This window comes from Lysinibacillus sphaericus, from assembly GCF_005217585.1.
Lineage (GTDB): Bacteria > Bacillota > Bacilli > Bacillales_A > Planococcaceae > Lysinibacillus > Lysinibacillus sphaericus.
This window is the reverse complement of the sequence record NZ_SZPT01000001.1, coordinates 288,532-312,701: the sequence shown is the minus strand read 5'-3', so window position 1 is coordinate 312,701 and position 24,170 is coordinate 288,532. Positions and strand designations below refer to the sequence as shown.

Annotated in this window: 21 protein-coding genes; 7 read left to right on the top strand and 14 right to left on the bottom strand. The window is 36.1% G+C overall.

The features are described 5' to 3' along the window. Positions 1-458: 458 nt before the first annotated feature. Together tig and FC748_RS01480 are read right to left on the bottom strand one after the other, a co-directional pair. Entirely contained in the window at positions 459-1,748 is a 1,290-nt protein-coding gene (tig, locus tag FC748_RS01485; protein ID WP_024363211.1) for a trigger factor, read from the bottom strand. Between the two features lie 273 nt (positions 1,749-2,021). After that, on the bottom strand, positions 2,022-3,011 hold the full coding sequence (locus FC748_RS01480; protein ID WP_108029863.1) for a DUF3196 family protein: 990 nt from the start codon (positions 3,009-3,011) through the stop codon (positions 2,022-2,024). Positions 3,012-3,191: 180 nt separating this feature from the next. Here FC748_RS01480 and FC748_RS01475 point away from each other — a divergent pair, with 180 nt between their 5' ends. The 6 genes from FC748_RS01475 to qoxD all read left to right on the top strand — a co-directional run bounded on the left by FC748_RS01475 (position 3,192) and on the right by qoxD (position 9,493). After that, entirely contained in the window at positions 3,192-3,659 is a 468-nt protein-coding gene (locus tag FC748_RS01475; protein WP_025220189.1) for a hypothetical protein, read from the top strand. Positions 3,660-4,075: 416 nt separating this feature from the next. Continuing rightward, positions 4,076-4,918, top strand: coding sequence for a DUF2785 domain-containing protein (locus FC748_RS01470; RefSeq protein ID WP_108029864.1), 843 nt, complete (start codon positions 4,076-4,078; stop codon positions 4,916-4,918). A gap of 768 nt (positions 4,919-5,686) precedes the next feature. Further along, a complete protein-coding gene (gene qoxA, locus FC748_RS01465; protein WP_108029865.1) occupies positions 5,687-6,640 on the top strand; it encodes a cytochrome aa3 quinol oxidase subunit II in 954 nt (317 codons plus the stop codon). Between the two features lie 27 nt (positions 6,641-6,667). Next, positions 6,668-8,611, top strand: coding sequence for a cytochrome aa3 quinol oxidase subunit I (gene qoxB / locus FC748_RS01460; protein ID WP_024363216.1), 1,944 nt, complete (start codon positions 6,668-6,670; stop codon positions 8,609-8,611). A gap of 1 nt (position 8,612) precedes the next feature. Then, a complete protein-coding gene (gene qoxC / locus FC748_RS01455) occupies positions 8,613-9,212 on the top strand; it encodes a cytochrome aa3 quinol oxidase subunit III (protein ID WP_024363217.1) in 600 nt (199 codons plus the stop codon). Beyond that, positions 9,212-9,493: a cytochrome aa3 quinol oxidase subunit IV gene (qoxD, locus tag FC748_RS01450; protein WP_024363218.1), complete on the top strand. Its 282-nt coding sequence runs from the start codon at positions 9,212-9,214 to the stop codon at positions 9,491-9,493. The genes qoxC and qoxD overlap by 1 nt, the downstream gene beginning before the upstream one ends. A 144-nt stretch (positions 9,494-9,637) precedes the next feature. On the opposite strand, the gene FC748_RS01445 is transcribed toward qoxD, so the two are convergent. Further along, positions 9,638-10,060: a universal stress protein gene (locus FC748_RS01445; RefSeq protein ID WP_108029866.1), complete on the bottom strand. Its 423-nt coding sequence runs from the start codon at positions 10,058-10,060 to the stop codon at positions 9,638-9,640. A 243-nt stretch (positions 10,061-10,303) separates the two neighbouring features. On the opposite strand from FC748_RS01445, the gene FC748_RS01440 reads away from it, so the two are divergent. Then, on the top strand, positions 10,304-10,717 hold the full coding sequence (locus tag FC748_RS01440; protein WP_108029867.1) for an NUDIX hydrolase: 414 nt from the start codon (positions 10,304-10,306) through the stop codon (positions 10,715-10,717). Between the two features lie 136 nt (positions 10,718-10,853). On the opposite strand, the gene FC748_RS01435 is transcribed toward FC748_RS01440, so the two are convergent. From FC748_RS01435 to FC748_RS01385, 11 genes are all read right to left on the bottom strand, one after another. After that, entirely contained in the window at positions 10,854-11,267 is a 414-nt protein-coding gene (locus FC748_RS01435) for a YugN family protein (RefSeq protein ID WP_024363220.1), read from the bottom strand. Between the two features lie 395 nt (positions 11,268-11,662). Next, a complete protein-coding gene (locus FC748_RS01430; protein WP_024363221.1) occupies positions 11,663-11,866 on the bottom strand; it encodes a cold-shock protein in 204 nt (67 codons plus the stop codon). 570 nt (positions 11,867-12,436) lie between these two features. Then, the gene (locus FC748_RS01425) at positions 12,437-12,814 is read right to left on the bottom strand and encodes an SET domain-containing protein (RefSeq protein WP_024363222.1); all 378 of its coding nucleotides are present in this window, start codon (positions 12,812-12,814) and stop codon (positions 12,437-12,439) included. Between the two features lie 478 nt (positions 12,815-13,292). Beyond that, a complete protein-coding gene (locus FC748_RS01420) occupies positions 13,293-14,498 on the bottom strand; it encodes an SH3 domain-containing protein (protein WP_108029868.1) in 1,206 nt (401 codons plus the stop codon). Between the two features lie 155 nt (positions 14,499-14,653). Next, complete coding sequence (locus FC748_RS01415; protein WP_108029869.1) at positions 14,654-17,044, bottom strand: sensor domain-containing protein; 2,391 nt, start codon at positions 17,042-17,044, stop codon at positions 14,654-14,656. 12 nt (positions 17,045-17,056) lie between these two features. Next, entirely contained in the window at positions 17,057-18,235 is a 1,179-nt protein-coding gene (locus tag FC748_RS01410) for a beta-ketoacyl synthase N-terminal-like domain-containing protein (RefSeq protein WP_167492616.1), read from the bottom strand. Between the two features lie 208 nt (positions 18,236-18,443). Then, entirely contained in the window at positions 18,444-18,644 is a 201-nt protein-coding gene (locus FC748_RS01405) for a hypothetical protein (protein ID WP_080653336.1), read from the bottom strand. Positions 18,645-18,858: 214 nt separating this feature from the next. Continuing rightward, complete coding sequence (locus FC748_RS01400) at positions 18,859-19,197, bottom strand: hypothetical protein (RefSeq protein WP_025220198.1); 339 nt, start codon at positions 19,195-19,197, stop codon at positions 18,859-18,861. 153 nt (positions 19,198-19,350) lie between these two features. After that, positions 19,351-21,162 carry an ABC transporter substrate-binding protein gene (locus tag FC748_RS01395; protein WP_108029871.1) on the bottom strand — a complete coding sequence of 604 codons (1,812 nt, stop codon included), beginning with the start codon at positions 21,160-21,162 and terminating at the stop codon, positions 19,351-19,353. Between the two features lie 25 nt (positions 21,163-21,187). Beyond that, complete coding sequence (locus FC748_RS01390) at positions 21,188-22,684, bottom strand: ABC transporter permease (protein WP_108029872.1); 1,497 nt, start codon at positions 22,682-22,684, stop codon at positions 21,188-21,190. A 16-nt stretch (positions 22,685-22,700) separates the two neighbouring features. Further along, positions 22,701-24,131, bottom strand: a complete 1,431-nt coding sequence (locus FC748_RS01385) for an ABC transporter permease (protein ID WP_108029873.1) — start codon at positions 24,129-24,131, stop codon at positions 22,701-22,703. Positions 24,132-24,170 lie beyond the last annotated feature (39 nt).

Below are 24,170 nucleotides of genomic sequence, written 5' to 3'. Positions count from 1 at the left end.
AGCTAAGTAATTGCAGCATTTGCGCAAAAACATTAATGGCTCTCTACTTGCTGTTCTGCAAATAATTCGTGTTGATGCGAGCTTTCAGACGAACCCATGACAACTGTCTGATTTTTCAGCTTCATTTTCGAGGTTTTAGCTCCCTCAGTCGTAAAACCTAAGTGCGTTCTTCCATTTTAACGGAGACACTATACTACTGCTACTTGTCGGCTTTACTACAATGAAGTTAAAGTTTAGCATCGTGTAAAAAATTAAACAACAATACTATGTATAAGATATTAACTAAAGTTGCCTCCAAAAGCATAACAGTTAGTAAAAATTGGATTTTTTCATTCCTCGACCTTGAGAGGTTGGGGCCCCTTTAGTCTAAACTAAAAAGCTATGTGTGATAAAACAAGGCACGGTTTAACGCCGTACCTTGTTTTCTTAATTTTTCTATCTAGTTACGTTAAAAAATCTTATTCAGTAATTTTAGCGTTTTCTACTAAAAATTCAACTGTTTTTTGGATTTTGATATCATTTTCAAGAACAGCAGTACCGCCTAGTGCACCAGTAATTTGTTCTTTCGTCATATTGAATTGAGCTGCCATTTTTTCTAATTCAGCTTCGATGTCAGCTTCAGTAGCTTCAATTTTTTCAGCGTCAGCGATTGCTTCAAGTGTTAATGAAACACGTACACGGCTTTCAGCTTCTTCTTTCATTTGACCACGTAAATCTTCTTCTGATTGACCAGAGAATTGGTAGTATAGCTCTAGGTTCATACCTTGCGTTTGTAAACGTTGACCGAACTCTTGTAACATGCGATCTGTTTCAGAGTTAACCATTCCAGCTGGTACTTCAAACTCTGCATTGTCAGCAGCTTTTTCTACTAATTCATCACGAAGTGTAGCGTCTGATTCAGCTTGTTTTTGTGATGCTGTTTGTTCTTTAATTTTTGCACGTAATGCTTCTACGCCTTCAACTTCTGGATCTAATTCTTTTGCAAACTCATCGTTTAGCTCTGGAAGTACTTTTGTTTTTACTTCTTTTACAGTCACTTTGAAAGTAGCTTCTTTACCAGCTAATTCAGCAGCGTGGTATTCTTCTGGGAAAGTTACAACAACGTCTTTTGCTTCGCCAGCTTTCACACCTACTAATTGCTCTTCAAATCCAGGAATAAATGAGCCTGAACCGATTTCTAATGGGTAATCTTCGCCTTTTCCGCCTTCAAACGCTTCCTCACCTACAAAACCTTCAAAGTCAATTACCGCTGTGTCGCCTTCTACGATCGCTTCATCTTCTTTGATTTCAAGTTCAGCTTTACGAGCTAATTGCTCTTGGATTTGCGCTTCAACTTCTTCGTCTGTTACTTCAACTGGAAGTTTCGTAACTTCTAAGCCTTTGTAGTCGCCAAGTTTTGGTTCTGGTTTCACTGTTACTTGTGCAGTGAATGAGAAATCTTGACCATGTACGAAGTTTTCTGTACCAGAAATTTCTGGGTAATCAACTGGCATAATACCAGCTTCGTCGATTGCTTTTGCATAAGAATCTGGAACGATGATTTCTAAAGCATCTTGGTATAAAGATTCAATTCCAAAACGTTGTTCAAACATTTTACGAGGCATTTTACCTTTACGGAAACCTGGTACGTTAATTTGTTTTACAACTTTTTTGAATGCTTGGTCCATCGCTGCGTCTACTTCTGCAGCTGGTACTTCAATTGTTAGAGTACCGATATTACCTTCTTGTTTTTCCCATTTTGCTGACATGTATAAATACCTCCAAAATAATCTAATTTCAATCACGCTTGACGTAATTGCGTCCGGATTTGTTTGAAAAATCCGCAACATATGCCAGCGACTTAACATTTAGCTCAAGTTTTCATACCCTACTAGAAAGTTAAAGCCATTGACATTAAATCCGCCTACTCATGTGAAGTAGAGGATTGGGTTGATCAATTTTAAATGTTAGACAATTTATTCGTAACTACGATTTTGACAACCATTTTAGTATATCATAGATGCGTATAGTTTCAACTTATTTCATACTTCATGGAGTTCTGTTAGTTTTTCTAACATTTGTAAAAAGTCAATGATTTCATAGTCCATTTCCTGAACCTTACCAAGCATCGATTGTACAAAATCTATATAGCTATATGCAATATCATCGGCTTCAAAAGGAAACCATTCAAATGGATAAGTAACAATAGCATGCTTAGCCATTAAATATTGTACCATTTCCAACGTTGATGGGTCTTGTTCTAATTTAGATTCGATAATTTTTTTTATTTCATTATATTGTTTTAATTGATTTGGCAGTGCCAGATGTATTGGATTGACTGTTTTGGTTTGTTTAAATTTTGAAACGATGATATCAATCGAAACTTCTTGCTCAACAAGTAATATTAACGCAAGACTTTGCACAAATGGGTGGATATCAGCACATTCGATAATAGCCTTTAAGGGTTTTTTTAATTGTCGTACATTCGTATCCATTAAACGATGCAGTCGCAACGATTGTTCATTTGGTGTTAGTGCACTAAACTTCTCCAAGTCATATTCTTGTTCTTCTATAAGTTCTTGTACAGCCTCTCTTTGTTGAAGCTTTTTAGCCACTTCACTATTTATACTTTTTAAGCGTTCGAATTTTTCTAGTTGTGCTTCAGGAAGTACTTTTTCTTCTATCAAAGTAGTTATTATGGACTCCACTTGATGGTATTCCTTCAACTGCATACATATTGTAATGTATAGTTCCATTACTTCCACATACATTGAGGTGCCTAGAGCTAGCAGTTGTTCACACACTTCTTTTGCCTTCAAATAGCCCTTCAGCTCATATAAAGCATAGGCATAGGCACATAAGGCTTTTTCATCTCCACTTTCATATAAAAACGCCTTTTCAAAGCATGCGACCGCATCTTCATATTGGTATTTTTCCGCAAACATATGACCCTCTCGAATTAATGTTTGGATGGCACCAGGAAAAACAACAATATTGTCATGTTTAATAACATGACGCTTATGCTTTGTCATCTTCTCACCTCTTTAGATTTACTAATTGTTTATTTTTAACAAAAACTATTGAATTTCTATTCATATTTTGTAATAAATTGAATTATAATTAATAATACCCATATTTTTTCCTTCATAACAGACATCGCTATATTCATTGTCAGCAAGACCAATACAAGTTGTTCATAAGGAGTGTAATACATGCCATTAATGGATACAATCATGGAATTTGATAGTCGCATCTCCCCCGTTTTTGAGGAATTATCTATTAAAGTTATATCAATTACGACAGCACACGGTCCGCTACAAGATTATTCAATTGACTTTGAATTTTTTACACAGACAAAATTAAATACATTTACAAAAGAAGCAACGACACATATTACAAGTATGCATGGGAATATTCCTGGCTCCATCTCTATTGGCCATCAACATCAAGCGTCACTTTTTATTATTCCCCAAAGCGTTCATATTGAATGCAACTATAAACTTTTGCAAATTGACACTAATGATATGAAACGTATTTTACAGCATCCTCATCCCACTCTCTATTATAGTGAGTGGCTTTTAGATGCCATCAAAAATGCTAGTATCCTTATGGAATTAAAAACAAATCAAAATACAATGATTGAATGGCCACTCGGCATCAAATCGGCTGTTATTTTATAGGAAGCAAAACTAATTCCGTTTATGTATATCGAGTATAAAGTGATAATAGGGTTGTTTGACTTCTGCCTACAATAGCGTTTCCCCTCTCCCATAAAGTGAAACATACGAGGAACCTTAAACTACGCTCTCACATAGGGAGAAACTTGCAATGAAAATAACATCATAAACGTTAGGACGAGCTAAACTCCTGTCTTATACATTAAAACTACATTTAACCGAGCCTTGGGCATACTACAAGTATGTCTTTTTGTCGTGCATCAACGATGGTTGTCCAGCCTTTGCGCTATTATCATATCAGCTTTCTATAGATTGCGGTATTCCTATTGTCAAAGTAACCATTAAATAATTCGCTACAGACAAATTTCTTGAGTAAAAATGTATAATGAACGAGAGATTTATTTTTGGAGGCATTCATCATGGAGATTAAAGAAGCATTACAAACATTTTCATCTATGACCCTATCAGCACGACAAGCATTTTTTAACAAGGAGGGCGAATGGCTACTAAAGGAAATGTTAGCGCATATCGGTTCAACAGACGCAGAACTACGCGATCACCTTATCTATAGAATATTTATCGACTTATTGAGTGATAATTTACTAAGCGCTCAGCAACTACAATATTTATTTGACACAGCAACTGGTGAAGATTTCTTATACGCTAACATTGGAGAACAAATGACGGATAGTGTTTTCACCCGCTCTTTTTCAGCTTTACTAGTAGCGAGCATTTTGGCAAAAGATAGTGAACTCCTTATTTTAGATGACGCAAGCTTACAATCTTTCTTTAAAAAAATAGGGCGTTATTTGTTACTTGAAAATGATACAAGAGGTTATATAGAAGGTAAAGGCTGGGCACACAGTGTTGCACACGGAGCAGATTTAGCGGCAATAACAATTAAACATCCGAAATTTGATTTGCAACACGCTCCTTCTATTTTACATGCATTCAAACTAGTAACTTGGAAAGATGTTGTTTTTATCAACGACGAGGAAGAACGCTTAGTCAATATAATTGAAGCATTATTAGCAAGGAATTATTCTGAGGAAGCACTATCCGAATGGGTAGAGCAAGTTTTTGATAAATTCGAAATGCATTTAGTAACACAAGGCTATAATCAACGCTTTTTTAGTGGGCGCACTTGTACATTGAACGCAATGAAGACTTTGTATTTCGCTTTAAAAATGAATAACCTAGCACCAAAACTTCAAAACACACTGTATTTGCAAATTGCAAAGTGGTTGAAGCTCGGTTCCTAAATGAAGGACAGAACATCCAACGCATTTGGATGTTCTTTTTTTCGAATACTAATATTAATATACTAATATTTGTTAATTTTTCAAATCGTTTAATTATGTTAACATAATTTCAACAATGTTCCAATATACCCCTTTATAATCATCCCTTACATAGAAAATTTATCCTTTCAGGTACCTAAAACCGACTTTTCTTATACTCCTTTTTTAGATAAAACGCAACTAAAATGTATCAAAAACACAGTCGCATCATGGACTTTATTACAAAACATCGTCTAAAATGTGAAATGATAATTTTCACAAAAAATTTGTTTACTTAGTTAAATACGACAAACGCAGTATTTTCAACGTTTATACAGTGTTAATTTAACAAAACCTTAAAATACCAATAGTAAAATAGCTTTTTTTGTTCAAAAAATGTTCATAATCACCCCCTATTCATTATCAGTTCTATAATTAAATATTTTTTTTTCTGGTGCTGCGGGCGTATAATCCTATATGCAAACAAAGACATGATGCGACCATCTACATTGAAGAATTGTCCATTTTATGGTGCATACATCATCATGTTTGTGAACGCTTGCAAAAGACCAATCATTTACTAGACTTAATGCTTCATATTGAACCATGCCATTGTCATTGTTAATGCAAACGTATTTGATTGGTACATCAGATAAAAGAGGTGACCTCAATACCCACTATTTATAAATGTGAATCAATACTACTACACATGAAATTTATGAATAGCCGTTTTATAGAAAGGAGTCAAACATGAATAAAAAATTTAGCTTAATGTTATTAGCATTTGGCGCTATCGCAATCCTTTCTGGTTGTGAACCATTAACTGTTTTCAATCCAAAAGGACCAAATGCTCAAACATTATCAAACACAATTATTTTATCCATTATTACAATGGCAGTTATTTTACTAGTCGTGTATGTGCTTTTTGCATTTATGCTAACAAAATACCGTGCATCAAAAGCTTCTGCCGATTATGAGCCACCTCATGAAGAAGGTAGTCATGTACTAGAAATTACATGGACAGTTATTCCTATTATTATCGTAGCATTCCTAGCAATTGTTACTGTAAAAACTACTAGTACGGTAGAAACAACACCAGAAGGTTATGACAATAAAGAACCACTAGTTATCTATGCAGCATCTTCAAACTGGAAATGGCACTTCAGCTATCCAGAGCAAGGTATTGAAACTGTGAACTATGTAAACATTCCAACAGATCGTCCTATTGAATTCAAACTGTATTCATTCGGACCAATTACAAGTTTCTGGATTCCACAGTTAGCGGGTCAAAAATATGCGATGAGTGACATGTTAACAACTATTCACCTTGCAGCTGATGAAGTTGGCTCATTCATGGGACGTAACTCAAACTTTAATGGTCGGGGATTTGCGGAAATGGAATTTGAAGCACAATCTATGACACAAGCAGACTTCGATCAATGGGTTAAAGACGTAAAAGCGAACGAAAAACCATTAACTGAAGAAAAATTCAAAGAATTATTAGCAGCTGAACATGTAGGTCGTTCAAGCTACTCTTCTACTCACTTAGATTTCAGCCCTGCACCAATGGCACATGGTGATATGGATATGGGGGGTATGGACCATGGTGACATGGACATGTCTGACGAAGATATGAACCATGAAGATATGAACCATGAAAATATGGACCATTCCAAAAAAGATGCCGAAACACATTCACACTAATTTCCAAATTTGAAAGGAGCGCATCCTATGAGTATGGAAGAATTATTCCATCCACTGCAAGAACCGATGATTTTAGGCGCAGCTATTAGTATCGTAGTTGGTGCAGTAGTTGTCGTAGCAGGCCTTACGTATTTTAAAAAATGGGGCTACTTCTATAAAAACTGGCTATCAACAGTCGATCATAAAAAAATCGGTATTATGTATATCGCCGTTGCACTTTTAATGCTATTCCGCGGTGGTATCGACGCACTTTTAATGCGTGCACAAACAGCAGTTCCTGATAACGGACTACTTGATGCACAACACTATAATGAGATTTTCACTACGCACGGTTTAATCATGATTTTATTCATGGCGATGCCATTTGTTATCGGTTTAATGAACATCGTTATTCCATTACAAATCGGTGCACGTGACGTTGCGTTCCCACGTCTAAACGCTGTCAGCTTCTGGGCATTCGCAGCAGGTTGTGGTTTACTGAACCTATCATTCATTATTGGTGGTTCACCAGATTCAGGTTGGACAGCTTACTTCCCATTAGCGGGTACAGAATTTAGTCCAACTGTTGGGAACAACTATTATTCTTTAGCACTACAATTATCAGGTATTGGTACGTTATTGACTGGTGTTAACTTCATCACGACTATCTTTAAAATGCGTGCTCCTGGTATGACTTTAATGAAAATGCCAATGTTTACTTGGTCAATTTTAATTACAAACGTTATTATCGTATTTGCATTCCCAGTATTAACTGTAGCACTTGCATTAATGATGTTAGACCGTCAATTCGGTACAAAATTCTTTGCGATGACAGATGGCGGTATGGACATGCTTTGGGCCAACCTATTCTGGGTTTGGGGACATCCTGAAGTTTACATCGTTATTCTTCCTGCCTTCGGTATTTTCTCTGAAGTCATTGCAACATTTGCTCGTAAAAACTTATACGGTTACAAATCAATGGTAATGAGTATGGTTGTTATTTCATTACTATCATTCTTAGTATGGGCCCACCACTTCTATACAATGGGTCACGGCGTTATGGTAAACAGTGTATTCTCTATTACAACAATGGCGATTGCTGTTCCAACCGGGGTTAAGATGTTCAACTGGTTGCTCACAATGAGGCACGGTAAGATTCAATTTACTACCCCAATGCTTTATGCACTTGGCTTTATTCCGATTTTCACAATCGGTGGGGTTACAGGTGTAATGCTCGCAATGGCAAGTGCCGACTATCAATATCATAATACGATGTTCTTAGTTGCCCACTTCCACTATGTATTAATCCCAGGTACAGTATTTGGTGTACTTGCAGGTTACCACTTCTGGTGGCCAAAAATGTTCGGTTTCCGTTTAAATGAGAAATTAGGGAAAGCTGGTTTCTGGTTTATCGCTATCAGCTTCAACGTAGCGTTCTTCCCTCTATTCATTTTAGGTTTAGATGGTTACGCTCGTCGTATGTACACTTACTCTGAATCTACTGGTTACGGTCCACTTAACTTGCTATCGTTCATCGGTGCACTTGGACTTGCAGTCGGCTTTGCGTTAATTTGCTATAACATTTACTACAGCTGGAAACATATGCCACGTAACGAAAAAGCAGATGTGTGGGATGGTCGTTCATTAGAATGGGCTACTCATTCTCCAGTTCCTGAATACAACTTTGCAGTAGTACCAACAATTACACGTTTAGATGAGTTCTGGTTTGCGAAAAAAGAAGGTCGCGATATTACTGCAGGTAAAATCGAGAAAATCCACATGCCTAACAACACAGGTACGCCTTTCTGGACAAGTGGTTTCTTATTCCTAGCAGCATTCTTCGCAGTATTTAGTCTTTGGATTCCAGCCATCATCAGCATGCTTGTTGTATTTGGCTTCATGGCTCATCGTTCATTTGAAGATGATCATGGTCGTTACATTTCAGTTGAAGAAATTATGGAAACTGAAAAAAGTTTGAGAGGTGATAAATAATATGAAAATCGATTCTTCACTTCCATTAGAATATAGTACAGAAGAAAACCGCTTAAAGATTTTTGGATTCTGGGTTTTCCTTGGCGCCGAAATCATGTTATTCGCTACACTCTTTGCTGTTTACTTTGTGCTTCACAATCGTACAGGCAGTGGCCCGAATGGTGCTGAGATTTTCGAGTTAACACCAGTATTACTAGAAACATTCCTACTTCTAGCAAGTAGTTTTACAATCGGTCTTGGCGTTCATGCTATGCGCCTTGGCAACAAAAAAGCAATGATGACATTCTTCATCATTACACTTATCTTAGGTCTTGGCTTCTTAGTTATTGAGATTGACGAGTTCGTCACTTATGTTCATGAAGGTGCAACAATTACAACAAGTGCATTTTTATCTTCATTAATGACTTTACTTGGTACGCACGGTGCCCACGTAACATTTGGTCTCTTCTGGGGCGTTGCAATTTTAATCCAAGTAGCAAAACGTGGCTTAAACCCACAAACGGCTAACAAAGCGTTTATCTTCTCACTGTACTGGCACTTCCTAGACGTAGTTTGGATTTTCATCTTCAGCTTCGTCTACTTGAAAGGACTGATTAGCTGATGAAGGAACTATTCCCAAAACAACATGTGATGGGCTTCGGCTTCTCACTATTATTAACAATTATCGCTTTAGCAGTTGTGAAATTTGATATGTCTTACAATATGGCATTTGCAATCCTAGTAGTGACTGCACTTGCGCAAGCAACTGTTCAATTAGTATTATTCATGCACATCGGTGAATCTGAAGATAAGAAAACGTTATATACAACAATTCTATATTCAGTATTCGTAGCTGTTGTGACAATCCTTGGTACATTATTTGCAATGATCTGGGGTTACTAATAAAAATGGCCGAGAAAATGATCCTCATTTTCTCGGCTTTTAAAATACAACAAAAAAGCCAGTCTCGAAAATATCGAAACTGGCTTTAGTTTGTTTAAAAATAGTGAACTTGCTCTAGGCTGTTATACGTTCATTAAATTCGTATTAGCGAACGATTAGCACATCACATGTAGCTAAACGGACAATACGCTCCGCTACTGAACCGATGACCATTTTTTCTAACTGATTTAAGCCTGTTGCACCACATACAATTAAGTCTACAGTAGGCAGTTGCGTAAGAATGCTTTTTGGTGAACCCGTTTCTACAACAGCCAATACCTCTGTTACGCCGGCTGTTTGAGCCTCTAATCTTAACTTTTCGATTTTAGTAAGATGTTCCTCTTTCAATTTCTCTGCATACTTTAAGTCATATGCAGTGATAGCACCAAACGACTTCGTATCAATCACATTCACTAGTTGTAATGTTGCGCCATATTCTTTTGCCAATTTTACCGCACGCTCACACGCTTTCAACGACTGTTCAGAAAAATCTATTGCTACAGCGATTCTTTTATAATTCGTAGCCATCATTAATCCCCCTCATCTTTTCTTACACATTCAGAGTTTTCTCAATCATTATATCATAAAGAAAATAGATTCCCCCTTCTATCTGTAGCATAACTAGTAAAATAAAGATATTGACCGTCTACTACTATATCTCGATTCAGCCAAGACTCGAAATAACCCATTCACAATATGCCCTTTCCAAATATGTTCCAATACGCTATTATGTATGTATTTAACTATACGAAGATAGACAAGGAGAGGCTAATGGAAGAAGTTAAAGTCGTCTATGCATTAATTAAAAATGTCGATTATCATATATTAATGGTTCATAATCATGAAGGGCATTGGTCGCTTCCTGGTGGCAAAGTGGAAACAGATGAAACGCTGATAGAAGCTACAATCCGTGAAGTCCATGAAGAAACAGGTTATCTAGTAGAAGTAGGTAAATTACTCGCGGTAAATGAATCAAAATTAACAAGCAGGAATCATCACGCTTTATTTTTCACTTTTGAAGCGCAAGTTATAAGTGGGGTTGAAGAAATAGCATTGCCCGATGAAATAACCAACATCGAATGGGTACCTATTGAAATTGCTAACAGTAGAATGCCTTATTATAGAGAAGGAATTGACAAACTTTATGAAAATCACGCGCTCTACTACGACCAAGGTACAATATAACAAGCTGGCATTTAACGATACATGACCACTATAAATTAAAAAACTATTTTAAGAAGATTTGTCACTAAGTTCATAGGCATAATAAAAGCCACTACTTTTTAAAAGTGTGACTAGCGTAAAACAATTGGTGTAAAGACTAGTGAAAATAAGGGAGAACTTTATCAGCCACTACCTTTTCGCCAACTTCTATCCATTTACTTTTATCATGTATATAGCCATCCTTATCAAGCGGTGTTTGGAATTGGCTCGCTCCCGTTGCATCTAGCAAAGAGCCCTCATCATAATCCAATCCGACATTCGTTACATGTTTAATAACAAATGGGTTTTGAAAGCGAATTTGTGCATCATAAAAATCTAGTTCACCTTGCGTTACAATAAAAGGCACTCGCAAATAGATGGTTTCTCCACCCTCACTTGATAAAATCGTATCAAAACTTCCTTTGTGATACTCCCAATTGCCTCCAATTGTAAAACCATGTCTTTCTATATGATCACGTAAGTAACCAAAGCTTATTTCTTTTCCGACGATATTAGATTCAATTTGTAACAATTAGATACCCTCCTTTGCTGTTGATTGCAGTCTATCCTAAAGACACGAAATACAAACAAGTTTATTCATAGTGTTTTTTATTTCTTTATTCTAAACTCGATTTATTTAAGCAAAGTTAAGTTCTCTGTTTGCATAAAACCATTTCCAGAAGTACAGATACGTTTTAAGCGCTTCTCTACGCTCCCTATTACCTTTTCTCTTCATATAAAGGGAAAGAATCATCCAATGTTTAAAAGAGCGTACACATGCTGTTAGAAAGCTTCAATGAATAGGTTTATTGTCAGTCATCTCAAAAGACACTGAAATAAAAAAACTGTAGACAAATCCCAAATTGCTTTGAGTTTGCCTACAGTCTTAAGCATCGTTGAAGATGCCTATCGTCAGTTTAATAAAAATTAAAGTTTAACGATGTTTGTAGCTTGAGGTCCACGTTGGCCTTCTTCTACAGAGAATTCCACTTTTTGACCTTCGTCAAGTGATTTGAAACCGTCACCTTGGATAGCTGAGAAGTGAGCGAATACATCGTTTCCGCCTTCTACTTCGATGAAACCAAAACCTTTTTCTGCGTTAAACCATTTTACTGTACCTTGTTGTGTCATTTAAATGACCTCCATTAATTGTATTTAATAATATCCGATTTCCTCAAAAGAAAAAAATTCACATATTACAAAAAGTACCGAACAAATAACACGATTACTCTTTGTAACATGTGAATTCATTGTTTCTTCGCAAACGATCTTATTAATTTCATTATATACTACAAAATTTCTTTTGTCTAGTGCTAGTATAAACAACTTTCAATTTCTTTATTCATCTTCTTTTAAATCTTTTCAAAAGAGGCTGGGACATAACTAAAAAAATTTAAGGTACAGAGGAAAGGTGTTCATACATTTTTGCTATATGAAGAACTTAGCTATTCTTGCTTTTGCAATAAATAAAACAATAGAAGGGTTCACTAGTTGTTGGTAGCGGAGGTGGTGACTCCTGCTCAGAACAGCACACAATGTAAGACGCGGGCATTCCGCGCGTTAGCGAGGGTTGCGGCTTACGGTGCTGAGCGGAAAGCACCGCTGTAGCGAACAAACAATGGCGCAGCAAAAAAGGTGTTAGATTGACTGCAATCAATCTAACACCTTTTCTCTTTTGTCCCAGCTTCTGTTCACTCTTTATTATTTCTCATTAAACCATAATTGGTCTTGATTATCTACATCACCATTATAATTAATACATATTTCTTCCCCAGCCTTAATGTCTTTGAAAGCAAAGAAATCAAATGTCTGGTTTCTAAAATTAATCTCATAAGTTGCATTTGGTTCATAAGAATGGTTAAACAACATCCCATAACCAAGAAGAATTGCAGATTGACCTATACCATATTCAAAAGCATAATCAGCAAGCAATGTTTGCTCGATGTATTGATGCTGTTCATTTGGATAAGAAATGACTGGTGCTTCATGCAACAGCTCTCCTTTTTGGATATCGCACGTAGCAAATACCCCTCTATTGAATTCTCCATCACTTAATGGAGATGTTTTAATTTCTATCATATTCGTTCTCCTACTCACTATTAAAATATACTTACAACTGTACCATTAATTTAGTCCATGAGCTCATTTTTTTAATCTTTTGGGCAATTTTTTTCAATTTAAATCCATTTACGGTCTTTTAAAAGACAAAAAATTAGGTAATCTAATGCTTCTGGTAGCTATTTTCATTGCAAAAAAATCGTGCAGCACATCACCATTCAAATGCGCTACACGAAATATAGTTTGTCAAATCAATTTTTAGCATTGTTTTTTAATAGATGATGAAGTATAACCACTATGATTATTAAGCCAATAAAAGTACCTGTATTATCTGACTCAATGGCAAAAAATGTAGGAAGAACAAATAAATTGAGTATAAAGATGAATGTCGCCATTATCAATAAAAATCGATATATCATTTTATTAATCGCTCCTTACTGTTCTGTTCCCAAAGCATAGCTATCAGCTCTTTAACAAGTTCTAGCTTAGACAAAGGGAATTATTGAACCCAATAATCGTAACGACCCTTCACTAATCCTTTAGCAATAATATAATCGCCTGCGATTACTACATTGTTAAATGTTTCATAACTATCTGTTATATTTAAAGATAAATGCTCATATATTTTGGTCACTTTTTGCTCGTTTCCATTGATATAAATTGTATCATTTACTTTTAGCGGGAACTGAATCGTTATTTTATGGTCGTGCACTTCACTTGCTAAATGATAAGTTAGCTTATTATTTACAAGTGCATAGCTAAGAACTCCTGCTAGTTGTTTGCCTCCAGTAATTTCATCATCATTTACTAGTTGCATATAGCCTTGCCAGCGATTACTAGCAGTCGGTGAAAACTCGGCTAAATAGTAATCTGGGGCTGTTTGTGATAAGGAAATCTTTTTCGTTGCATCAAATAAAATGTTCGACGGTTCAGCTAAACTTAGTAGCTCTTTGTCCATGATTGGCGTTTTGGATAAAGCACTTGCAGGGAGGTATCCATATATTTTATTTGAAGACACGTAGGCACGACCATCTGCTGTTGTGAAATAGACTGCAACAGATGTGCCCGTCTTTAATGATTGACTTTGCCAGCCAGGACGAACGGATACATCAACATTTTCTTTTACATATTGAATAGTTCCTTCAGGTAAATTGGAAACATAGTCTTGCGGTACATATCCCCATACATAATCAATTGTTGAATCCGTTCTTGGATTGTATTCTACTTTTACATAATCTCCACTTAGCTCGACTACTTTAAAAACAGCTCCATATGGCGTATGCATAATAGTTTTTGCTGAACTACTCGGGGCTTCTTTAATAGAAACGCCTTTTGCTGAGCTTGAAAATATAGGTGTTCCAACCGTAAACTTTTCACCTGCTACTTGTTGTTGAATAGCTAACGGAACATCCTTGTAAATCACTAAATTGGTTGCTTGTACACGATAGCCGCCACTCATCTTGTATACTTTGCCAACAGTCGAATACTCATGGCCGTATACACGATAAAATTCTCCTTTCTTGACAACGAGTGAGGTGAACGTGCCATCAGCATTTTTTTTATATATTTTCACATCCTTTGAAAAGGTCAACTTACCTGTTTGCCCTTTTGTAATTTCCGCACCATCCCAAATAACCTGTGCTTTTATATTTGATTGAAAGCTTAAGCATATTATTAGCGTAAAGAATACTATCCATTTTTTCATAAACACCATTCGCTCCTTTTTATCTATTTGTCTATCTCCACTATTTTGTTCAAGCGTATAGTCGCAATATAATACTCGTAATTGTTACAGCAAAGGCTTCCTCAAAAGAGAAAGCCTAGCTAACAAATTTTAACCGTGAATGAATAGGGCGTACATCAGTTAATGGTAAGCCATTGCGCTTTTAATGCTGCGACAGGTAGTGGTCGGCTAAACAAATAACCTTGCGCATAGTCACAGCCAATTTCGGCTAAGAATTCGTATTCTTCCGCCCCTTCTACTCCTTCCGCTATTACTTTCAAATCGAGCTGCTTAGCTATCGCGATAATGGTTTTGACAAGCGCTTTGTTTTCATCATCTTGGTTCATCCCAATAACAAATGATTTATCAATTTTTAAGGAATCCAATGGATATTTATTTAAATAACTAAGCGAAGAATAGCCTGTACCGAAATCATCCATTGATAAACTGATTCCTAGTTTTTTCAATGCATATAATTTTTCAATCATTGACTCAGCGTACATCGCAATACTCTCCGTAATCTCCAACACAACATAGGATGCATCGAATGACGCATTCTCTATTGCTTGCTTAACATTTTCTACAAATGTTGATTCAAGCAGCTGCTTCACCGATACATTAATACTTATTTTTAAAGGCTTATTTGTTTCATTGTGCCAACGGGCTGTTTGTGCTATGGCTGTAGTCAATATCCATTTACCTATCGGAATAATCATCCCTGTTTCTTCCATAACGGAAATAAATTCATCTGGGGTAACTTGCCCAAGCACCTCATTATTCCATCTAATGAGTGATTCCATAGCAATAATTTCATTCGTTTTCACATCAATAATAGGCTGGTAATAAAGCTCAAACTCCTCATGATCTAATGCTGTTCGTAATTGCTTTTCAATCATCATCTTTCGATAGAAGTGTTGTTGCATTTCTGAAGTAAATAATTGATAGTTATTTTTCCCTCGTTCTTTTACGTAGTACATGGCTGTATCTGCATGCTTAATCAATGTATTCGCATCATACCCATCATTAGGGAACGTGCTAATACCAATACTCGGTGTAATGAAATACTCACTTCCATCAATCCAAAACGCTGTATTAAATTGACATAACAAATCTTTAGCAAATCTCTCACTTTTAGTAGCATCATAATCAGGCAGTAAAATGGTAAATTCATCTCCACCGAGTCGATAGATCGTTGCCTTGCTATGTTTTTCTTTTAGCAATATTTCAATACGCCTTGATACTTCAATCAATAAGAGATCACCCACATCATGTCCAAGTGAATCATTGATATATTTAAAACGATCGAGATCAAAGAACAATATGGCATTTTGACTTCCTTCAAGTTTTGCTTGTTCTAAAAGCGCTATTAAATCTTCATTGAACATCCTTCTATTTGGTAACCCTGTTAATGCATCATGATTAGCTTGAAACTTGATTTCATCTTCATAGCGCTTGCGTTCCGTAATATCAGTTGAAACTGCCAATAATGTAGCACTATCATTTATATTAATCGGAACTTTAACCGTTTGTACCCATACAACTTCCCCCGAAGCGGATGTAATAGCTTCTTCTTTTATAAAATACTTTTCTGGCAATTTAAACGTATTATCTGGATTGTTGCATTCTTCTCCATCAGTGAAGTCAGCTAGTAAATCGCCGTCCGTTTTCCCAATCATATCTTGAAAGCTCATGCCCATTAACTGTGCATACGATTTGTTCATTAATGTATAACGACCACTTTCATCTTGCGCATAAATATAATTAGGATTTAAATCAATGACCCTGAACAAAAACTGCTTTTGCTCGTATAGCTTTTTATTCATATTATTAACAATTTCAAAATGCATTCTACTCGAAAGAATCAAGATAGAAATCGCAAAGACTAAAATAGCAATCGAGCTTGGGTACAATCTAGAAGTTGGAAACATATTTAAGTAACCAATAGCAAAGCCGATGGATGTGAAAATAGTAAAATAAAATAAAAAAGAACGTTCACTTTTATGTTGTACATCTAAACTAATCAACAAACAAATAATAATTGTGATGATAAATAGAAATACATTAAAATTAAAAATCCATGATAGCTCTCCATCAACAGGAAAGTAAAAAACACTTGTATCTATTTGAATACGTTCTAATCCACGAATACTTTTAGAGCTCCATCCTATTATGTAAACAAATAACGCAAACGCATAAGAGATGAATACAGTGGTCCGATTAACAATAGTCCCCCACTTTTTTTGATACTCCGATGGGAGCATTTCTTGAACAATCGTATACCCAACGTAAAAGATGGTTGGTGTTAACATGATTGACCCAAATCGAAATAGTTTAAAAAAGAACATAATGGTCTCTTGGCTAAACAATTGAACAGCATATAAAAATGAAACATCTATATGCCAAAAGGACGCCAAAAGAAGAAATAGAAAAATAATTTTGGATAGTTTATTTTTTTTGAATAACACTAAAATCGTAATTCCAACACAAATGGGAATACCAGATAACAAAAGTAAAAAAATAAAAAACATATAAAGAGCCTCCTAAGTATGTGTCAGTAATAAACAAGCATTATTCCCGCTACTACCATGAGTAGTGATACATACAGACTCTACCGCTTGATGCCTCGTTTCATAAACAATCGGTGTATCTTCAAATCCATGCCCTAATGTTTTAATCGTTGGCGGGATAAACCCATATTCCATTGACAACAAAGAAGATATGATTTGCATTGCTCCCATTGCACCAAACGTGTGACCAATCATTCCTTTAATCGAAGTAATGGGCACATTTGAACCAAATGTTTCTTTCAAAATAAAGCGTTCGATTTGATCATTCAATGCTATGCCTAGTGCCTGACTGTTTATATAACTCGGTAGTGTATCCCCAACCGTTTCTTGAAAAACGTCTAACATATGTCTACCAGTACTATCAGAATTTAATAGTTTCTGCCCTTCATTTCTCGAAATAACACGCTCAACCTTCCCATAAATGCTTTGCCCTCGTGCATTTGCAGATTGTCTACGTTCTAAAACCATAACGCCAGCTCCCTCGGATAAAACAAAGCCTTGATGCAGTGTTGAAAAGGGAACACCCGCTTTTTCAATGGAGCACTCCGTTGAAAGAGACCTCAATTTTTTAAAGCCATTAATAGTCCATTGGCCTAAAGGAGCCTCTGTTCCTCCTACAATGCAAGCATCAACACTTCCAGACTCTAATAATTGTTTCCCTATTAAAATGGCATCTAAACTAGCACTGCAACCAGTTGTGACGGTAAATGCAGAACCACACGATCCGATAGCTTCTGCAACAGAGCTCGAAAGCGTGTGGGTATCAACAAGCGCAACCCCATGAATCGGGAATTTTCTTAAATCAAAACCATCCGCAGCATATTTTTCGATTTCCAAAATCGCTCCAGCGGATGTACCCATAATGACAGCGATTCGATGCGGTTGAACATCTTTTAAATTTGCCATTTCCATTGCATCCAATGTCGCGGCAATTGCCATTCTTACAGAACGTGGATGTCGGCGATAATTTACGCCATTAATCTCCTGAAAGTTTTGGTCAATCACGCCCGCAACGATGTTTGCTTGAGGCTGATGAGCATTGTTTAAATTACTCTGTGTACAAATACCTTTTGTTAATACATTTAAAAAACTATGTTTATCTAGAATTCCAGGAGCTTTAATGCCATACCCTGTTATGACTATGTCGTCCAATACAATCACCTTCACGCGTTAACTTTATTTTATTATATACAACTAAATCAGACATAGCCATATTGGCAAGCCTTAAGTTCTAAATAGGTGATTGAAATGAATAATTTGTATCATATTTAAGCAAAAACTCGTAATATTTTAAGCAAGGTTTTTCTTTTCATCTAATATTTTACAAGCAAGAATACCATTTTTTATGGAAATAATAGTATTAATTGACGATTTTGTGGTTATATTCAACCCACTTTTCCATTTCTCGCTCAACGGCTCGATTTTGCCATTCAAACCAAATGCCGCTACATTCACTGCAATGACTTTCTACTCCGCTTTTATTGTGTCGATCTTTACATGTAAAGACCGTCTTTTTACGACAGCTATAGCAGTAAATTTCTTTATCTTGATTAAATATCACAACAATCAACTCCGACTTTTTCTTAAAGTACTTTCCAATTACTATGTGAATTATTCGTTACGTTGATTTACAACGAACACTAGAATGTCCTCTATTTTGGTTTATCATGTCAACAGCAAAAGCCCTTCTAACCGTTGGAGAATGGTAGAAGGGCTTTTTAATGTAAGTAAAGTATTTTGTAAAGTCGGAATAAGAGCTGCATAACTTTTCTATATTACTTTGCACTAGGTGGAATAATCTCTGCAATTAATAGGAGAAAAAACACCAGTCCAATTAAACAAAATAATACCGAAGCCAAAAATATCGGACCTTTCTTGGTAGTAAATTGCTCGTTTTTGTGAATGATTCCTGTTTGAGCAGTAACTTGAACTTCATTGTATCTAGCCATTGGTCCACCACTACTCAAAAAGTAAAAAATTCCACCTGCAATGGCAAAACCAACAAAAAACATAATTTCGATAAATCGAACAGAGAAAAACGATGCAATCAAGTACGTAATGATTCCTTCTACAATCAAAGTGACTAGCATAATGAGTACATCTTTCTTTCGCAAATGCCTAACTCCCCTTCTTTATCTTTTTTCTTCATATACGATTAAAACTCTGGAAAGTTCCAATTTTAAACAAATAATGTAGCTTTGTACTAAAAAAAGCACTTCAACCATAAAAAATGGCTTTGAAGTGCTTTACCTAAAGTGGAAGATACTTTATTTATTAGCTTTATAAGCACTTAGAAATTCTTTTACCTTTGTGCTATCTGCTGTTAATTTTAGGCCTGTGTCAACAAGTGGGGAAACTGTTGAAACGGCTGGTTTTTTATTACCTTGATAGAAACTAATAAATTCATCTTGGTTGATCGAGTAAAGGATGGCTTTACGCAAGTCTGCAGATTTCGAAACTTCACGGCCTTTTGGATTGATTAATAAATATGATACAGCATTACTATCCGCTGTTTTTAACGCTAAGTTTGCATCACCTTTTACAACATCAATTTTCGTTTCAGGCACAGATTGTAATACGTCAATTTCACCATTACGAAGAGCAGAAAGTGCTGAGTCATTATCTTCAATGAATCGAACGTTAATATGATTAATTTTCGGCTCGTTTTCAGTCCCTACTTGGTAAGCTGGGTTTTTGACAAACGTTGCTTCATAATCATTTTTTTGAACTAAAATGTAAGGTCCAGATGCCGCTAAATGATTGGCATATGTTGCCCCTTCTGTTACAGTAGCTTGGTCACCGTATGCCACATTTACATTTGGGTCATAACTTGCTACGTCAAATGTATTGACTGCTTTAACTGCCGCTTCAGACACAATTCCGCCCGATTGGTGAGCTAAATAGTTTAGCACTTGTGGGAAAGGATTCGGTGTTGTAATTTTCACAACTTGATATTTACCTGCTGCATTATCTACACTCGCTTCGTCCGTTACAACTTGTGCAATCGCTGCAGGAAGTTTAGCCGATAATTCATCTAAAACTGATTGACCGTCAGACGTTTTCACCGCTTCAAGTGCAGTTATATCTGAAACAATTTCTACAGAATCAATATTCTCATGAATAGAGTATGTGCGGTGATCTGGTACTGAATTTTGATCTTTTGCACGCTGTAAAGAGAATACAACGTCTTCAGCCGATACCAAGTCGCCAGTATCTACCGCTTTGCCATTTTCCACCTTAGCAAAATTGATATCATCACGTAAGACGAAATAGTATTCTTTGTTATTTTCGGAAATTGCGTGATGATAAGATAGTGAACCATTAGAAACGACCTCATCCGTATCAGATAAATTCACTAATCGTACATACATATTAGTATTTAATGTATTAATGGAACCGTCATTTCCTTTTACCGGGTCAAGAGAAGTTAAGGAAGCAATCCCTTGATGTAAAACTAATGTATCTGTTGCATTTTTAGCGGTATCATTAAATGAAATTGTTTCCCATGCTTGTGCACGTGATTTTGGTAAACGGACAGTGTCTGGATTTACTTCTTTTGCATAAATCCCTTGGAACTTTTGAGAAATATATAATGGTGCAATATACGCATTATCAAACACTAATGCTTGCTCTAGCTCTTTATACTTCTCTTTTGCAGCATCTCCCGTTAACGTACTCGCTTCATCTATTAATTTATCGATAGTGGCATCGGCAGTCACACTGTAATCTCCACCTGTTTTAAATAACCCTCTTACTGCATAGTCAGGATTGCCGGTTACAGTTGTCCAGCTAGATACCGCTACATCATAGTTGCCAGCATCTTTTTGTGCCGAGTAAGAACCGAAGTCTGGTTGAATATTTAACTTTACTTCAAAACCATTTTTTACTAATTGGTCTCGTACAATATTCATATCTTGTTCTTGTGAAGCCATCCCAAGCACTTCAAGAACTGGTTTAGTACTAGCTGTTTCTGATTGATCATCTTTATTTTCTACATTTGATTTTGTTTCTACACAACCAGCTAACGCAACCGCAGCAACAGTTGCTGATGTAGCCAATGTAAATAATTTTTTGTTCATCTGTCTTTTCCTCCAATATAATAAGTTAATTTGTTTTAGGATCAAGGGCATCACGTAATCCATCGCCGAAAAAATTAAACGATAAGACGAGTAACATAATGCATAACCCTGGGAAAATAGCCACATAAGCATTGGTTTCTAAATACGTACTACCTACTTTTAAAATATTGCCCCATTCTGGTATATGCGGCTCTATACCGAGGCCAAGGAAGCTTAAACTACTAGTCGATATGACCGCTCCGCCAATTGTTAAAGTCGCTTTTACTATCATCGGAGCAAGAGCGTTCGGTACGATATGTTTAAAAATAATGGCGGCATCTGATACGCCTAGCGCCTTTGCTGATTCAACAAATTCAAAATTGGCAATTTGCATGACATTGGCGCGCATCGTTCGTGCATAGGTTGGAATAGCCCCTACACTCAATGCAATAATTAAGTTCACTGTATTTGCGCCAAATGCTGCAATAATTGCAATAGCTAGTAAAATGCCTGGGATAGCATATAAAATATCTAGCAAACGCATGATAATGTTATCTGTATTTTTTCCGTAATAGCCTGAAAACGCACCGAGTGCTCCTCCTATTACAGCTGGTATAATTGTAGAAAAGAAACCAACAATTAATGAAATTTGAGCACCAAATACGATTCTAGAAAATAAATCCCGACCAAAATTATCAGTTCCGAGCGGATAATCTAAAGATGGCGTCTGTAGCAAGGCACTATAATTATTTTGCACGGCAAAATCGTAATCAAATGTCCATGAACTCACGACCGACAGCGAGAACATAAAAATAATGAAGAACATGCCGAATACAGCCATCGTATTGCGCAAGATTTTATTCCATATTTTTTGCCATTTTTCTACTGCCGATGGATCCGTATTACGTGCTTTTTTAATTAACGTCAAGCCAAGCAGTAATGAAAATAAATTGCCAGTTAGTGTAGGTAAAAGTAACACCACACCAAGGGGTATCATCCATTTTGGCGCATTACTAGCCGTAACGTAACGCGCTACAAGTATAGCCATCACGGCATAAAAGACAGCGAGTGCTAAAAACGCACCCATTGCGAATAAAAATGTATCGACTACATACGGCTTAAATAAATTGAGTGCCGAAATACCGATAATAAAAATTTGTGTAATGAAGGCATAGATGGCAAAAGTATATTCTGCCGTTTTATTTTTTGTTGCGAGCATAAATCCGAAACCTGCTGCAAATACATTACCCACTAGTACTGTTAGCATTAATGGGTAACCAAGCAATCTTGTTCGCTTTTGAATTTCTCGTTGTTTAGCTAAATCTTTTTTTATTTGCCACGTTGCGACCCATACATATAAAGTCGTAGCAACGTAAATGATAAATAGCCCAAGGATATAGGGACGCCATACACCGTCAGCAAAATTAAAACTATTTAGTAAAAACAACACTGAAAAAATAGCAGAAAAGACAATGGTAAACTGTGCATTGACATATTCTTGCGTTATTTTCATTAGCAGCTTAACATTCGAGATGAATTTCACACTATCCCCTCTCCTCCTAAGATTTCTTCATTTTTGAACGAATACGTGGATCAAAGAATGCATATAGCACGTCGATCACCATGTTGACAATCGAAATCGTAATCGCAATATAGACAACCCCTCCAAGGAGTGCCGGTATATCCGGAATAAATTGTTTATCAACGATATAGCTACCAATACCACTGATGTTAAAGACTTTCTCTGTAACAGAAGCACCGCCAAGCATACCACCAAATAACAGACCGATTACTGTAACAATAGGAATCATTGCATTGCGAATCGCATGCTTGGTGATAACCATGCGCTCACTCAATCCTTTCGCTTTGGCAGTAATAATATAATCCTCATGAATCACTTCAAGCATGCTTGACCTTGTCATGCGAGCAATCGACGCTGTAATAGAAGTACCTAATACAACAACTGGCATAACAATGGATAACCAATTATTCGGATTATACGTAGCTGGGAACCATTGTAATTTTAATGAAAACGTTAAAATAAAAATCAAACCTTGCCAGAAGCTCGGTATGGATAAACCAATAAGTGCGATAAACATAAACGCATAATCTGCAAAAGAATTTGGCCTTACCGCTGAGATGATCCCAACAGGAATGGCAATCGCCACCGCCATTAGTAATGACAATAGGGCAATTTCCAATGTCACAGGAAATTTATTCATAATACTTTGCGTAATATTTTCCTTGCCTTCAAACGAATTACCTAAATCAAACGTAAACAGTCCAGATAAAGAATGCCAAAGCTGCACTAAATAAGGTTGATCGAGTCCATAAATTTTATTAAAATTTGCGACTTGTTCAGGTGTTGCCTCAATACCCAGCAAATTGCGAGCAGGGTCAAATGGTGATAAATATAAAATCGTAAATACTAATGTGGCAACACCAACGATGACAAAGGCACTTTGAACTAAACGTTCAACGATAAACCGACTAAATGCGTTACTACATAAGATAAGGAAAATATACATAAAAACACCTGGAATAAATGACAAAACTAAAAACAGTGGATTTTCAAGCAGTTCACTAAAATAGCTTTTATAAGAAGGCTTTGCTAAACCATCGTTTGCTAATATTTTTTCAACTTCTCTATGTAGCTTTTGTTCTGTTAATTGATTAACAACCAAATCCAGTTGACGTTCATTCAGTGATTTATTAAAAAATGCAGCCTTTGTTTGTTCCTGTAGCCTATATTCCGCTGCCCAAGCATGTACTTTTCCCTCTGAAATAAATTGTTGTTTCATTTGTGCAAACAACGGCACATATAAATTTTTATCCTTTTTTAACAAATATAAAAAATATGTAACAACATGAACTGGAAATCCTAGTAAAAATAGTGCAATTGAATAACTATGTTTCCTCGTTATCTCGATAAAAACCCGCTTGAAATAATAATTTCCATCAAACTTTATAATATTCTGAAAATTAATCATGTATTTCCTCCTTTCTTCGTTTACTATAGTAGTAAGGTA